Genomic DNA, 14,551 nt, shown 5'->3' with positions numbered 1-14,551 from the left:
TGAGCGGCGGACCAGTGAGGGACACGCTCCGTCCGGCCGACGATGCCCTGCGCGCGGCTACGGCCCGGGTGTCCTCGGTACGCCGCCGCGGACGCGCCCGGTTCATCGGTGTCAGCGGCGGCCTGCTCGTCGCCGCGCTCGTCGCGCTGTGCGTCGCGCTCGGCTACGGCGACTACACGGTTCGGCTACCTGACGTGGTCGCCACCCTGCTGGGCGGCGGCGACAGCGGAACCCGGTTCGTCGTCCTCGAACTGCGGCTGCCGCGGGCCTTGTTGGCGCTGCTGGTGGGCTGCTGCTTCGGGTTGTCCGGCGCCGTGTTCCAGACGCTGCTGCGCAATCCGCTGGCGAGCCCCGATGTGATCGGGGTGAGCTCGGGCGCGGGCGCCGCCGTCGTCCTGGCCGGCGGGCTCGCCGGGCTGAGCGGCACTCCGCTGTCGTTCGTGGCGCTGGCCGGCGCCCTCGCCGCGGGCACGGCGGTCTATGTGCTGGCCTGGCGCAAGGGGGTGAGCGGATACCGGCTCGTCCTCGTCGGCCTGGGTATCGGGACGGGCCTGTCGAGCGTGATCTCGTACCAGATGACACGGTCGGACGTCAGTGAGGCGCAGACCGCGTTCCTGTGGCTGACCGGAAGCCTCAACGGGCGTTCCTGGCCGCACTTCTGGCCGCTGCTCGTCGGCGCCGTCCTGCTCGTACCGCTGACCGCCCTGGCGGCCCGGGCGCTGCCCGCGCTGCAACTCGGCGACGACACGGCCGGCGGGCTCGGCGCACGCGTCGAGCGGGACCGGCTCGCCCTGCTCGCCTGCGCCACCGCCCTCGCCGGGGTGGCGACGGCCGCCGCGGGCCCCGTCGGGTTCGTCGCCTTCGTGTCGCCGCCCATCGCCCGGCGCCTGCTGCCGGGGCAGGGCGCCGCCCTGCTGCCGTCCGCCGCGACCGGCGCGCTGCTCGTGATCGTCGCCGACTTCGCCGCCCAGCACCTGGTCCCCGGCACCCAATTGCCGGTCGGCATCGTCACGAGCGTGATCGGCGCCCCGTACCTCCTATGGCTCCTGGCCCGCGCCAACAGATCCGGCCAGGGCGGCTGACGATGCGATGCCTCCCTCCCTCATGGCACAGGCCCACGCGCCCTGTCCCCCCGCTACGGCACCAATCGGGCCGGGGTCTCGAAGATCCGGCCCGACCAGGCCTCCGTCGGCCCCACCCACTTGCACCCGATCACCCATGCCGCCCGAGCCGGTCTCCGGGGCCGCCGCGAAGACCCCGCGCGGCCGGAACACAGCCACCACCGGCCCAACCCGTCCGCACCCCTGCACCCCCGCCACCCGGGACCCCCGACCATGCCCTCCGCCCCGCCCCACCCCTTCCGCCCCGACGACGAGGAGACGGCCGTGACCTCACCGCACACCTTGCAGGCCCGCGGGCTCGCGCTCGGATACGGGGAGCGCCGGATCATCTCCGGGCTCGATGTCGATGTTCCGCCGGGCCGGATCACCGTCGTGGTCGGGCCGAACGCCTGTGGTAAGTCGACTCTGCTGCGGTCGATGGCCCGGCTGCTCGCCCCGACGGCCGGCACGGTCCTGCTCAACGGGCGCAGCGTGCACGACATGTCCACCAAGGACGTGGCGGCGGTGCTCGGCGTGCTGCCGCAGACGCCGGTCGCGCCGGAGTCGATCACCGTCGCCGATCTGGTCGGGCGCGGCCGCTATCCGCATCAGGGCTGGTTCCGGCGCTGGACGCCCGCGGACGACGAGGCGGTTGCCGCGGCGCTGCACGCGACCGACGTGCTCGACCTTGCGGAGCGGTCCATCGACGAACTCTCCGGCGGTCAGCGCCAGCGCGTCTGGATCGCCATGGCCCTGGCGCAGCAGACCGACGTCCTGTTGCTCGACGAGCCGACGACCTACCTCGACATCAGCCATCAGCTCGACGTCCTGGACCTGCTGACCGATCTCAACCGGGAGCGCGGCGTCACGCTGGTCGTGGTCCTGCACGACCTCAACCTGGCGTGCCGCTACGCAGACCATCTCGTCGCCATGAAGGACGGCCGGATCGTCGCCGAGGGCGCGCCCTCGGACATCGTCACCGAGTCCCTCGTCGAGGAGGTCTTCGGGCTGCGCAGCACCGTCGTCCCCGACCCGGCGTCCGGCACCCCGCTCATCGTCCCGATGGGGCGCCATCACATGAGCGCCTCCCCCACCCCGTCCGCGTAGAAAGACAGGAACATCGCCATGCCCACCCCCTCTCCCGGCCGTACCGGCCGCCGCCGTTCCCGGTTCCTCGTCGGCGCCCTCGCTCTCGCGCTCGCCGGCTCGCTCGCGGCCTGCGGTTCCCACTCGGACGACGACGCCGCCGGCGCCGGCCAGAAGTCCTCCGGCGCTTTCCCCGCGAAGGTGTCCACGAAGTTCGGCACCGTCACGGTGAAGCAGCAGCCGAAGCGCGTGGTCGCCCTCGGCTGGGGCGACGCGGAGACGGCCCTCGCGCTCGGCGTGCAGCCCGTCGCGGCGAGCGACTGGCTGGCGTTCGGCGGGGACGGTGTCGGCCCCTGGGCCAAGGGCAAGTACGACAAGTCGCCGCAGAAGATCGGCACGCTGGAGCCCGAGTACGAGAAGATCGCGGCGCTCAGGCCCGACCTCATCCTGGACACCAAGTCGAGCGGCGACCAGACCCGTTACGACACCCTCAGCAAGATCGCGCCGACCGTCGGGGTGCCGAAGGGCGGCGACCAGTACAAGCAGACCTGGGAGAAGCAGACGACGATGGTCGCCCAGGCGCTCGGGGTGCCCGAGAAGGGCGAGAAGCTGATCGCGGACACCGAGAAGGAGTTCAGCGACGCGGCGGCCGCGCACCCCGAGTTCAAGGGGAAGACGATCACCGTCGGCTCCCGTACGGCATCGGCCTGGGGCGCGTACGTGCGCGGCACCGGTCGTATCGACTTCGTCGAGCGGCTCGGCTTCACGAACAACCCGGCGGTGGAGAAGAAGGCGGGCAGCGCGTTCTCCGTGCCCGTGTCGGAGGAGAACCTCCAGATGCTCGACGCCGATCTGATGGTGATGGCGCCGATCGGCACGACGGCGAAGAAGATCAGCTCCGACCCGCTGTTCGCGTCGATCCCGGCGGCGAAGAAGGGGCACGCGGTGGTCTTCGACGACCCGAACATCAGCCAGGCCTTCGCCACCGACTCGGTGCTGTCCGTCCGGTACGCGCTCAAGAACGTGGTGCCGCTCTTCGCGGACGCCATGAAGAAGTAGCGCAGCGGGCTACACGCGGCTGCCCGCCGCCGTGTCGGAGGACAGCCGCTGGGCCACGTAGACCGGGATGACCGACAGCAGGACGAGGACGACGGCGACGACGTTGACCACGGGGGCCTGCTGCGGTCTGGCCATGTTGGAGAAGATCCACAGCGGGAGCGTCCGGACGCCGGGGCCCGCCGTGAACGTGGTGACCACGATCTCGTCGAAGGACAGCGCGAACGCGAGCAGGCCGCCGGCCGCGAGCGCCGAGCGCGTCAGAGGGAACGTGATGTCACGGAACGTCCGGAAGGTGTCGGCGCCCAGATCCATCGCCGCTTCCTCGTACGAGTACGAGCCCTGGTGCCTGCGCAGCCGGGCGGCGACGTTGTTGAAGACGACCACGACACAGAACGTGGCATGCCCGACGATCACGGTGAACAGGCCGAGGCCGATCCCGACCGGCTCCAGGACCGTGCGGAACGCCGTGTTGAGGGCGACGCCGGTGATGATGCCCGGCAGCGCGAGGGGCAGGACGACGGCGAAGGAGATCGCCTCCCGGCCGAAGAAGCGGCGCCGGGAGACCGCGAAGGCGATGAGCGTGCCGAGGACGAGGGCGATGACGGTGGCGCCGAGGCCCGCCTTCACCGAGGTCCACAGGGCGTCCCTGGCGCCCGCGCTGTGCCAGGCGTCCTGCCACCAGCGCAGGGTGAGACCGCTCGGCGGCCAGCTCGAACTGCGGTCCTGGTTGAGGGAGTTGACGACGACCAGGAGCAGCGGCACGTAGATGACGGTGAAGCCGACGAGGGCGCCGACGCGGAGCGCGATGCGCGCGGGGCGGGACAGGTGCACCACGGGCTCCTTCAGAGGCTGCTGAGCGCGCCCGTGCGCCGCACGGCGAGCAGGTAGAGGACGATGACCACGACCGGCACGGTGCCGAGGGCGGCGGCCAGCGGCAGGTCCAGGGTGATGTTGGAGTAGACGACGTTGCCGATCAACTGCGTTTTGCCGCCCACGATTTGTACGGCGATGTAGTCGCCGAGGCTGAGCGAGAACGTGAAGACGGACCCTGCCGCGACGGACGGCAGGACGAGCGGCAGCAGGACCGTGCGGAAGGTGCGCCAGGTGCGGGCGCCGAGGTCGGCGGAGGCGTCGAGCAGTCCCTCGGGGACGCGTTCGAGGCCCGCGTGGATCGGCAGGATCATGTACGGGAGCCAGAGGTAGGTCAGGACGAGGACTGTGGCGGTGAGTCCGTAGCCGGGGCCGCTCAGTCCGAGGGGCGATAACAGCCAGTCCAGCAGGCCGCCTTCGGCGAGCATGACGCGCCACGCGTACGCCTTGACGAGGTAACTGGCCCACAGCGGGGTGAGGATGGCGACGACGAGCAGTGGACGCCACCGGGGGCGGGCGACCCGCGCCGTGTAGAAGGCGATCGGGAACGCGAGCACGACGCACAGCACGGTGACACAGAGGGCAACTCCTATGGTACGCAGGGCGACTTGGCGGTACACGTCCGTCGTGAACAGCGTCTTGAAGTTGTCGAGGGTCCAGGTGCGCACGATGTCCGACGTGAACGGGTCCGTGGTCCACAGGCCCGACAGGAAGAGCACCGCGAGTGATCCCAGGTAGGCGACGACGAGCCAGGTCAGGGGCGCCGCGAGGAGCAGTGCGAGGCGTAGCCGGGGGCTGCGGTGCAGCACCCCGGCGGCTTTCCTCCCGATGGTCACGCCCACCTCAGCCCTTGACCTCGGTCCACGCCTGGACCCACTTCGCGTACGGCACGCACGTCACGTCGGTGCGTCCGTCGAGGCACTGCGGGATGGGTGTGGTCCAGAAGTGGACCTGTTTCCAGTAGGCGGCGTCGTCGGCGTGGTAGGTCGCGCAGTGCCGTTTGTCGGCGGTCCGCGCGCACGCCCCGGCGTTGGCGGGCGCCTCGCCGAAGTACTCGGCGACCTGTGCGTTCGCCTTCGGCGAGACGATCCAGTCGAGCCATTTGTAGGCGCAGTTGGGGTGTTCGGCCTTCGCGGAGACCATCCAGGTGTCGGACCAGCCGGTGGCACCCTCCTTCGGGAGGACGGCCTTGACGGGGGCCTTCTCGGCCTGGGCGGTGTTCACGATGACCTGCCAGCTGGTGCCGATCACCGAGTCGCCGCTCTTGAAGGCGGAGATCTCCTTCAAGTAGTCGCTCCAGTATTCACCGACGTTCCCGTTCTGCTTCTTCAACAGGGCGACCGATGCGTCGAATTGCTTCTGGTCCAGCGCGTACGGGTCCTTGATGCCGAGGCCCGGCCGCGTCTTCATGAGGTACAGCGCGGCGTCGGCGATGTAGATCGGCGAGTCGTACGCGGTGACCTTCCCCTTGTACGCGGACGCGCCGTCGAAGACGGCCTTCCATGAGTCGGGGGCCGGGGAGACCTTGTCGGTGCGGTACATGAGGAGGTTGGCGCCGCGGCCGTGCGGGATGCCGTAGGCGACCTTCTTGACGGAGTTCCAGGGCTGCATCTTCAACCCCGGGAAGATGTCTCGGTAGTTGGGTACGAGGTCGGTGTTGACGGGGGCCGCGTCCCCGGAGGCGATCAGGCGCAGGGAGGCGTCTCCGGACGCGGAGACCGCGTCGTACTGGCCGGTCTTCATCAGGTTGACCATCTCGTCGGAGGTCCCGGCGACCTTGGTGCTGACCTGACACCCCGTCTGTTTCTCGAAGGGGGTGACCCAGTCGACCTTCGGATCGTTCGAGCCGTCCTCGGCGTAGCCGGCCCAGGCGATGAGATTGACCTTGCCCTCCGTCTTTCCGAGGGCCTTGGGCGCGGACAGTTCCGGCGGGGTGAAACCCCGCCCGCCGGGTGCGCCGCCGGCATCGCCTCCCCCGTCGCCGGAGGAGCCGCAGGCGGTGACGAGCAGCAGCCCACCGAGTGCGGTGGCGGCCAGGAGGGTTCGGGGTGCGCGCACGAGGTCTCCCTGTCGGTCGATTCGCGTGGGTCGCTCAAGTCGTTCTGTTCAGTGGGACGTTGTGCCGTCGGTGCCAGCGCAGCAGGACGCGGTTGCCCGGCAGGGCGAGCGCGTCGGCCGCCGTCGTGTCGAGGTTCTGCCGTACGACGACGAATCGCGCGCCGGCGTCGGTGTCGACGACCACGCGCGTACTGTCCCCGAGGTACACGGCGTCGGCGACGGTACCGCGCACCTCGCTGTGGTGGACCCGGTCGTGCTTCTCCCCGTCGGGCAGGACCCGGATCTTCTCGGGTCTGACGCCGAATGTCCCGGATTTCCCCACGATCAGTTCGGCGGCCGCTCCGGTGAGGGTGTTGGAGGTGCCGACGAAGGACGCGACGAACACGGAGGCGGGCGCCTCGTACAACTCCCCCGGTGTGCCGACCTGTTCGACGCGTCCGGCGTTCATGACGGCGATGCGGTCGCTGAGCGCGAGGGCCTCGCCCTGGTCATGGGTGACGAGCACGAAGGTGATGCCGACATCGCGCTGCAATTCCTTCAGCTCGGTCTGCATCTGTTCGCGCAGATTGACGTCGAGGGCGCCGAGCGGTTCGTCGAGGAGCAGGACCCGGGGGCGAACGACCAACGCCCGTGCCAGCGCCACGCGTTGGCGCTGCCCGCCGGAGAGCTGCCCCGGCCGGCGTCGGCCGAATCCTTCGAGGCGGACGGAGTGCAGGGCGGCGCGGGCCCGCTCGGCCTGCTCTCTCCGGCCGGCGCCGCGCACCTTCAGGCCGTAGGCGACGTTCTGCTCGACGCTCATGTGCGGGAAGAGCGCGTAGTCCTGGAAGACGGTGGTGACGTCGCGCTCGAAGGGGGCGCGCCGGGTGACGTCGACGCCGTCGAGGCGGACGGTGCCGCTCGTCGGCGTCTCGAATCCGGCGATCAGGCGCAGCACGGTGGTCTTCCCCGACCCGGACGGGCCGAGCAGCGAGAAGAACTCGCCCTCGGCCACGTCGAGTTCGACGCCGTCGACGGCATGTACGTCACCGAAGGTCTTGTGCACCGCGCGCAGGGCGATCGCGGCCGCCCCGCGCTTCACGTCTTCCGCCGCTACTTCTGGCATGGCCATACGCGTAGATCATGCACATTTCAACGACCCCCCACAAGACCGCCTACGGCCTGTCGGACGTTCTGGTACCGGAATTGGAATGTCGCCCGACCCGGCTACCGGAACCGGTGTCCCAGGCGCGCCGCGCGCCCCTTCTCGCCCGCCGCCCAGCAGGCGCCGTCGTGCGTGCAGTCGACGGTGTCGTACGAGCCCGTGTCCACGGTGCGCCAGGTGCGGCCCGCGTTCGTGGTGAGGTCCGTGCCGGTCGGACCGACGGCGAGGGCGGCGGCCCGGCTGTGCGGCAGCCAGGCGACGCCGGAGCGGTAGGCCGACGGAGGCCGCGCCGACGGGGTCCAGTCGCGGCCCGCGTCGCCGGTCACCGCGGCGGCCCGCGGCGAGGGCTGGTCGGCGCGGTAGTCGCCGCCGACCGCGATGCCGTGCGCCCGGTCCCGGAAGGCGAGGCCGAAGACGCCGCGGGCCGGGTCGCCCGCCGGGATCGGGGTCTCGGCCGCGGTCCAGGTCAGGCCGCGGTCGGCGGAGTGCAGCACCCGCGAGGCCGCGCCGCCGCCGGTGGCCAGCCAGACATCCTTGGGGCCCGACGCCACCAGGCACTGCCCGGACGCGGCGAAGCCCGCCTCGCCGCTCTGCGCGGGCGGCATCCCGGTGTTCGGCAGGACCCGCCAGGAGCGGCCGCCGTCGCGCGTCGACAGGATGCGGTACTTGCCGTCGACCGGGTCGCTCATCGCGAGGCCGTGCCGGCGGTCGAAGAACGTGACGCAGTCGTAGAACGCCTTCGGGTCGGTGTTGCGGAACGACTCCGTCCAGCTCGCGCCGCCGTCCTCGGTCCGGAAGATCCGGGACGCCTCGCCCTCTCCGATGGCCAGGACCACCGCGTGGCGGGCGTCGAACGCCTCGATGTCACGGAACTCCAGCGCGTCAGCGCCGGGCGGCGACACGGACTTCCACCGCGCTCCGCCGTCCGTGGTGCGCAGCACGGTGCCCTTCGTACCCGCGACCCACGCCGTGCTCCGGTCGACGGCGGCCAGACCCCGGAACCGGGCGTCGGTGTGCGTGTCCCGCGGCTCCCAGGCCGGGGCCTGGGCGGCGGCGGGCCCCGGCGCGGCACCGAACGCGACGGCCGCGAGCACCGCCACGCCCATGGCCTGCACGGTTCGTCCCGCTTTCCCCCTACGACCCGCGCTTCTCCGTGTCGTCACAGTCCTCAATCTCGTCATGGCGCGCGAAGGTAGTCCGCCGTCCGGGTGGCGTCCAGAGGACCTTGATTGAAACCGGTGACAGAGGTCACTTGTGTTTCGTCCGGCTTCAGGTGCACGGATTTCCCCGTTCCGCCGTCTAGTCCAGTGAGGCCGTCCGACCCGTTCGTCGTCGTCCGTGCAGTTGTCCCAAGGAGCAGGCGTTGTCCATCGTCATCGAGCAAGCCGTAGAGGCCCGTCTGGTCGCCGCCGCGCCGCGCATGGCGAGCATCCCCGCGAGGCTCGCCTACGACGCCCGCGACCCGTTCGCCGTGCGCATGTCGTTCCCTGCCCCGGCCACTCTGGAGGGCGTCGAGGTGTGCTGGACGTTCGCCCGCGAGCTGCTCACCTCCGGGGTGACGGAGGCCGTGGGCGCCGGTGACGTACGCGTCCGCCCGTACGGCTACGACCGGACGGTCCTGGAGTTCCACGCCCCGGAGGGCACCGCGATCGTGCACATCCGCACGGGCGAGCTCGAGCGCTTCCTTTCGGACAGCGCGGCGCTGGTGCCGGCCGGCGAGGAGTATCTCCATGTCGACATGGACGGGGATCTGGCGGAGCTGCTGCGGGACGCGTTCTGAGGCTCGCGAGAAGCGGCTGACATTCGTGGCGGCGGATGAAAAGCTGCGCCGAACAGGCGTTCGGGGGACGCGGTTGGCGGGGGCCGCATGGTGCACGGGGGCAACGGCGGGCGTCGGACGCCGCCCGGACCGTCCGCGGTGGCGATCACGGCCGGCGTGGTCGCCGCGTCGGCCGCGACCGCCCTGGTGCTGCGCCCCGGCGAGGGTCCGCTCGGCCACCTGGGCATCGTCACCATCGTGATCGTCGCCGTCTGGGCGGTCGGCCTCATGCTCGGCATGGAGCAGCTGCGGGACCGGATCGGCGCACGCCGCGCCACGGTGCCGCCTGCCGAGGAGCGGTTGCGGCGGGCCGCGCCCGGCGCCTGATGTGAGGCGACGCGGTCCCCTCTGCCTGCACGCGAGTGCGGGTCGTCCGTGGCTGGTCGCGCAGTCCCCCGCGCCCCTTGGGGGCGTTTCAGCCGGTGCCCGCCGATGATCTGGTGGCCTCCGCCGATTTCACCGCTGCCTCCAGGGCTCGGGCGATCGGAGGCAGGTGGGGACCCGCTCGTAGGGTCAGGGCGGCCAGGCGGGTGGTGTGGTGGCGGCGGTCCCGGGGGCGGAGCACGGTGCGGAGGTGGCCCGCGGCGGCCAGGGCGGCCAGGGTCGCGTGGTCGCGCGGGACCCCGTCGGGCGGGACCGGGTTCGTCACCGCGTGGAGGACCTCCACGCGGAGGACCTCCACGTAGCCCGCGCGTTGCAGCGCGTAGTGCGTGCTGGGGAAGAGGCCGAGGACGCGGCGGCGGCCGGGGCGCAGGTAGGCGTCCGTGACCAGACCCTCACGGACCAGTGCGGCGGTGCTCCGGGCGCGGTGGGTGATCCAGCCGCGCCATTTCCTGGGCCGGGACTCCTCGATGAGTTCCAGGAGGTGGTCGAGGACGGCGTCGCCGGTGCGGGCGCCGAGCACCGGGGTCACGATGCCGTCCACTTCGTGGATCAGCTCTCGCTCGGCGAGCTCCGCGAGGACCGCCGCGCGGATCGCGAACGGCAGGTCGGGGGCGCCGGCGACCCGGTCCTTGCCGGTGTCGTACGCCAGGAGGAAGAGGCGGGCGGGAACGGAGAGGGAGCCATGGGGCACCTGCGTCAGGTTAATCGGTTGACAGTCCCGGAGACAGATTCTTACGCTGTATAGCGGTTCTGTTGTCGTCGATCGGAGTAGGACGTTGCTCGTCTGAGGTCCTGAGACACCGCGCATGTCACGCAGCGCACGGTTCCGCACGGTTCTTCACGTGCCCTCCGCCGCGTACATGTCGTCGTGCGAGACCTCGGCATCCGAGCCGCCCTCCCCGCCGGTACAGGCCTTTTTTGTTGCCCCTGGCCCGCGGTGTCTCGAACGCGTCGTATCCCGTCACCGTTCGCACCGAGCAACCGCGAGGCCCCCTTGTCCACCTCCTCCCAACCTCACACCCACGGCCACGGCCCCACGTCCGTCGCCGTCACCGCGCTCGCGTACGCCTGGCCGGACGGCACCGGCGTCTTCGACGGACTGCAGGCCGCCTTCGGTCCGGGCCGCACCGGCCTGATCGGCGTCAACGGGTCAGGCAAATCAACCCTGTTGAAGCTGATCGCGGGCGAACTGGCACCGGCCGACGGCACCGTGCGCGTCTCCGGAGAGATCGGCTACCTGCCGCAGAGCGTCACGCTCGACACCACGCTCCGGGTCGACGAGACCCTGGGCATCGCCGACACCCGCGCCGCGCTGCACGCCATCGAGGCGGGCGACGTACGCGAGGAGAACTTCACCGCCGTCGGCGACGACTGGGACGTCGAGGAGCGGGCGGTCGCCATGCTCTCCGAACTCGGCCTCGGCCACGTCGACCTGGACCGCACCATCGGCGAGGTGTCCGGCGGCGAGTCGGTGCTGCTGCGGCTCGCCGCGCTGCTGCTGCGCCGGCCCGACGTGCTGCTCCTCGACGAGCCGACGAACAATCTCGATCTGCACGCACGACAGCGTCTGTACGCGGCCGTCGAAGGGTGGCCCGGGGTGATGATCCTGGTCAGCCACGACCGCGAACTCCTCGACCGCGTCGACCAGATCGCGGATCTGCGGGGCGGCGAGGTCGCCTGGTACGGCGGGAACTTCTCCGCCTACGAGGAGGCGCTCGACGGCGCGCAGGACGCGGCGGAACGGATGGTGCGCGTCGCCGAGTCCGATCTGAAGAAGCAGAAGCGCGAACTGTCGGACGCGCAGATGAAGTTGGCGCGGCGCAAGCGGTACGGACAGAAGATGTGGGACAGCAAGCGCGAGCCGAAGATCGTGATGGGTGCGCGCAAGCGGGCCGCGCAGGTCTCCGCCGGCAAGCACCGCATCATGCACGAGGAGAAGCTCTCCGAGGCGAAGGAGCGCCTCGACGAGGCGGTGGAGGCGGTACGCGACGACGACGAGATCCGCGTCGACCTGCCGTACACCGCCGTCCCACCGGGCCGGTCCGTCCTGACGCTGAGCGGGCTGCACCTCGCCCACGGGGCGCGTGTGGAGGGCGGGTTCGAGCTGCGCGGCCCCGAGCGCATCGCCCTGATCGGGCGCAACGGCTCGGGCAAGACGACGCTGCTGCGCACGATCGCCGGAGAGCTCGCGCCGGTCGAGGGCGAGGCGGTGCCACATGTGCCGCTTCGCTTCTTGCCGCAGCGACTCGACGTACTGGACGAGGAGTCCAGCGTCGCGGAGAACGTGGCACGGTTCGCGCCGGACGCCACCAACAACCGGATCCGGGCCCGCCTCGCCCGCTTCCTGTTCAAGGGGGCTCGGGCGGATCAGGCGGTCGCGACCCTGTCGGGCGGCGAACGCTTCCGCGCGACGCTCGCCGCGCTGATGCTGGCCGAACCGGCACCCCAGCTGCTCATGCTCGACGAGCCGACGAACAACCTCGACATGGCGAGCACCCGGCAGCTGACGTCGGCCCTCGAGTCGTACGAGGGAGCCCTGATCGTGGCCAGCCACGACCTGCTGTTCCTCGACTCGATCGGGGTCACCCGATGGCTGCTGCTGGAGAACGGCGTCCTCCAGGACACAGCAGCCCCATGAGAGGAGGAAACCCCGACAAAAGGTGTCTGGTATAGCACCTACCGTCGGAGATATGCCGAGCACAAAAGGAACCGGTCACCACTGCCTGCACATCGTCGGCGCCCGCCAGAACAACCTTCGCGACGTGACCCTGCGCATTCCCAAAGAGCGCCTCACCGTGTTCACCGGGGTCTCCGGCTCAGGGAAATCGTCGATGGTCTTCGGCACGATCGCGGTCGAGTCGCAGCGCCAGCTGAACGAGACGTTCACCTGGTTCGTACGCAACCGGCTGCCGAAGTACGAGCGGCCGCACGCGGACGCGCTGGAGGGCCTCTCCCCCGCGATCGTCGTCGACCAGAGGCCGATCGGCGGGCACTCCCGCTCCACGGTCGGCACGATGACGGACATCTACTCGGTGATCCGCGTGCTGTTCTCGCGGTGCGGGACGCCGAGCGCGGGGCCGGCCGCCGCGTACTCGTTCAACGACCCGAGCGGCATGTGTCCCGGGTGCGACGGGCTCGGGCGCACCGTGCGGCCCGACTACGACCGCATCCTCGACCCCGCGAAGTCGCTGGCGGGCGGCGCGGTGCGCTTCCCGCCGTTCGCCGTCGGCACCTGGCAGGGCCAGACGTACACGAACACCACCGCTCTCGACACCAACAGGCCCGTGGGTGAATTCACCGCCGCTGAGCGGGAGTTCCTGCTGCGCGGGAGCGGCGCGCAGGTGACGGTCGACAACACCGGCGGCAGCCGCGCCATCGCCTTCGAAGGGCTCGCAGACCGGTTCGAGCGGCTGTACGTCAACCGGGACCTGTCGGCGCTGAGCCAGCGGACCCGCGACCTGGTGGAGCCGTACCTGACGGACGGCCCCTGCCCGGCGTGCGGGGGCGCCCGGCTCACCGCCGCCGCGCTCGCCACCCGGATCGACGGCCGCACCATCGCCGACTGCACGGGTATGGAGGTCGGCGAGCTGATCCCCGTACTGCGGCGCATCGAGGAGGCCGCCGACCCGGTGGCCGGGCCGATCGCCGGGGCGGCCGTCACCGCGCTCGAACGGATCGAGGCGATCGGGCTCGGCTACCTCAGCCTCGACCGGCCCACCTCGACACTCTCCGGCGGCGAGGGGCAGCGCCTGAAGACCGTGCGGCATCTGGGGTCGAGCCTGACCGGAATGACGTACATCTTCGACGAGCCGAGCGTCGGCCTGCACCCGCGCGACGTGGGCCGCCTCAACGACCTGCTGCTGCGTCTGCGCGACAAGGGGAACACGGTCCTGGTCGTCGAGCACGACCCCGACGTCATCGCCGTCGCCGACCACGTGGTCGACATGGGGCCGCTGGGCGGCGCGGGCGGCGGACGCGTGGTGTACGAGGGGACGCCGGACGGACTGCGGCGCGCCGACACCCTGACCGGCCGGTGCCTGCGCGGCTCCGGCGGCGTGAAGGAGCACCCGCGCGAGGCCACCGGCGGCATCCGGATCGAGCGGGCCCGGCTGCACAACCTGCGGAACGTGACCGTGCGGGTGCCGACCGGGGTGCTGACCGCGGTGACCGGGGTCGCCGGTTCCGGAAAGAGTTCGCTGGTGGCGGGGGCGCTGTGTGCCGCGCACCCGGACGCGGTGGTCGTCGACCAGTCGTCCATCGGCATCTCGGGCCGGTCCACTCCGGCGACGTACCTCGGGATCATGGACGCCGTACGCACGCTCTTCGCCCGCGAGACGGGCGCGCGAGCGGGCCTGTTCAGCTTCAACTCGGCCGGTGCGTGCGGGAGTTGTCAGGGCCGCGGGGTGGTGTACAGCGACCTCGCCTTCATGGACCCGGTGACCACCGTCTGCGAGGCCTGCGGCGGACGGCGGTTCGGTGACGAGGTGCTGCGGCTGACCGTGCGGGGCCGCAGCGTCGCCGATGTGCTCGACATGACGGCCGGGCAGGCCCTGGAGTACTTCACCGGGCCCGGCGAGGAGTCGGTACGCCGCCGGCTGCACGCCCTGCGTGACGTCGGTCTGACCTACCTCACGCTCGGCCGGGCGCTGTCCACCCTGTCCGGAGGCGAGCGCCAGCGGATCAAGCTGGCCACACAGTTGCACCGCACCGCCGCGACATACGTCCTGGACGAGCCGACCACCGGACTGCACATGGCGGATGTCGACGCGCTCGTGGCGCTCCTGGACCGGCTGGTCGACGCGGGCAACACGGTGGTCGTCGTCGAGCACAACCTCGACGTGGTCCGGCGTGCGGACTGGGTGATCGATCTGGGCCCCGGTGGCGGGCGGCACGGCGGGCAGGTCGTCTTCGAGGGGACAGCGGCCCAACTCCTCGCGGCGGACGGCTCGTTCACCGCCCGGCACCTGCGGCGGGCGGTCGCGGGCGTGGAGGGGCACGGTGAGGGGGAGGTGACAGCCGCGTAACGGGGGATAC

At 71.3% G+C, this 14,551-nt stretch carries 13 protein-coding genes; 7 read left to right on the top strand and 6 right to left on the bottom strand.

Annotated elements, in window-relative coordinates; all coding sequences use genetic code 11:
• Window positions 1-14: 14 nt before the first annotated feature.
• The 3 genes from AB0J02_RS04595 (at window position 15) to AB0J02_RS04585 (ending at window position 3,245) form a co-directional block, all read left to right on the top strand.
• Window positions 15-1,082 carry an iron chelate uptake ABC transporter family permease subunit gene (locus AB0J02_RS04595; RefSeq protein ID WP_363192087.1) on the top strand — a complete coding sequence of 356 codons (1,068 nt, stop codon included), beginning with the start codon at window positions 15-17 and terminating at the stop codon, window positions 1,080-1,082.
• Between the two features lie 252 nt (window positions 1,083-1,334).
• On the top strand, window positions 1,335-2,207 hold the full coding sequence (locus tag AB0J02_RS04590) for an ABC transporter ATP-binding protein (protein WP_363192086.1): 873 nt from the start codon (window positions 1,335-1,337) through the stop codon (window positions 2,205-2,207).
• An 18-nt stretch (window positions 2,208-2,225) separates the two neighbouring features.
• Window positions 2,226-3,245 carry an iron-siderophore ABC transporter substrate-binding protein gene (locus AB0J02_RS04585; protein ID WP_363192085.1) on the top strand — a complete coding sequence of 340 codons (1,020 nt, stop codon included), beginning with the start codon at window positions 2,226-2,228 and terminating at the stop codon, window positions 3,243-3,245.
• Window positions 3,246-3,254: 9 nt separating this feature from the next.
• Here the strand turns inward: AB0J02_RS04585 and AB0J02_RS04580 are convergent, their stop codons facing one another.
• The 5 genes from AB0J02_RS04580 to AB0J02_RS04560 form a co-directional block, all read right to left on the bottom strand.
• Window positions 3,255-4,076, bottom strand: a complete 822-nt coding sequence (locus AB0J02_RS04580; protein WP_363192084.1) for an ABC transporter permease — start codon at window positions 4,074-4,076, stop codon at window positions 3,255-3,257.
• Window positions 4,077-4,087: 11 nt separating this feature from the next.
• The gene (locus AB0J02_RS04575; RefSeq protein WP_363192083.1) at window positions 4,088-4,951 is read right to left on the bottom strand and encodes an ABC transporter permease; all 864 of its coding nucleotides are present in this window, start codon (window positions 4,949-4,951) and stop codon (window positions 4,088-4,090) included.
• A 7-nt stretch (window positions 4,952-4,958) separates the two neighbouring features.
• Entirely contained in the window at window positions 4,959-6,173 is a 1,215-nt protein-coding gene (locus AB0J02_RS04570; protein WP_363192082.1) for an ABC transporter substrate-binding protein, read from the bottom strand.
• Window positions 6,174-6,207: 34 nt separating this feature from the next.
• A complete protein-coding gene (locus tag AB0J02_RS04565) occupies window positions 6,208-7,275 on the bottom strand; it encodes an ABC transporter ATP-binding protein (RefSeq protein ID WP_363192081.1) in 1,068 nt (355 codons plus the stop codon).
• A gap of 101 nt (window positions 7,276-7,376) precedes the next feature.
• Complete coding sequence (locus AB0J02_RS04560; RefSeq protein ID WP_363192080.1) at window positions 7,377-8,420, bottom strand: YCF48-related protein; 1,044 nt, start codon at window positions 8,418-8,420, stop codon at window positions 7,377-7,379.
• Between the two features lie 257 nt (window positions 8,421-8,677).
• On the opposite strand from AB0J02_RS04560, the gene AB0J02_RS04555 reads away from it, so the two are divergent.
• A complete protein-coding gene (locus AB0J02_RS04555; RefSeq protein ID WP_363192079.1) occupies window positions 8,678-9,094 on the top strand; it encodes an SsgA family sporulation/cell division regulator in 417 nt (138 codons plus the stop codon).
• Window positions 9,095-9,232: 138 nt separating this feature from the next.
• Window positions 9,233-9,460: a hypothetical protein gene (locus AB0J02_RS04550; protein ID WP_363192078.1), complete on the top strand. Its 228-nt coding sequence runs from the start codon at window positions 9,233-9,235 to the stop codon at window positions 9,458-9,460.
• Between the two features lie 88 nt (window positions 9,461-9,548).
• Here the strand turns inward: AB0J02_RS04550 and AB0J02_RS04545 are convergent, their stop codons facing one another.
• Window positions 9,549-10,208, bottom strand: a complete 660-nt coding sequence (locus AB0J02_RS04545; RefSeq protein ID WP_363192077.1) for a GPP34 family phosphoprotein — start codon at window positions 10,206-10,208, stop codon at window positions 9,549-9,551.
• Between the two features lie 303 nt (window positions 10,209-10,511).
• Here AB0J02_RS04545 and AB0J02_RS04540 point away from each other — a divergent pair, with 303 nt between their 5' ends.
• Window positions 10,512-12,155 carry an ABC-F family ATP-binding cassette domain-containing protein gene (locus tag AB0J02_RS04540; protein ID WP_363192076.1) on the top strand — a complete coding sequence of 548 codons (1,644 nt, stop codon included), beginning with the start codon at window positions 10,512-10,514 and terminating at the stop codon, window positions 12,153-12,155.
• 52 nt (window positions 12,156-12,207) lie between these two features.
• Window positions 12,208-14,541 (top strand): excinuclease ABC subunit UvrA, encoded by a 2,334-nt coding sequence (locus AB0J02_RS04535; protein ID WP_363192075.1) that lies wholly within the window; start codon window positions 12,208-12,210, stop codon window positions 14,539-14,541.
• The last annotated feature ends 10 nt before the right edge of the window (window positions 14,542-14,551 follow it).

Origin of the sequence: Streptomyces sp. NPDC050264 (assembly GCF_040655895.1) — a bacterium.
Lineage (GTDB): Bacteria > Actinomycetota > Actinomycetes > Streptomycetales > Streptomycetaceae > Streptomyces.
This window is presented reverse-complemented; position numbering and strand designations above follow the sequence as displayed.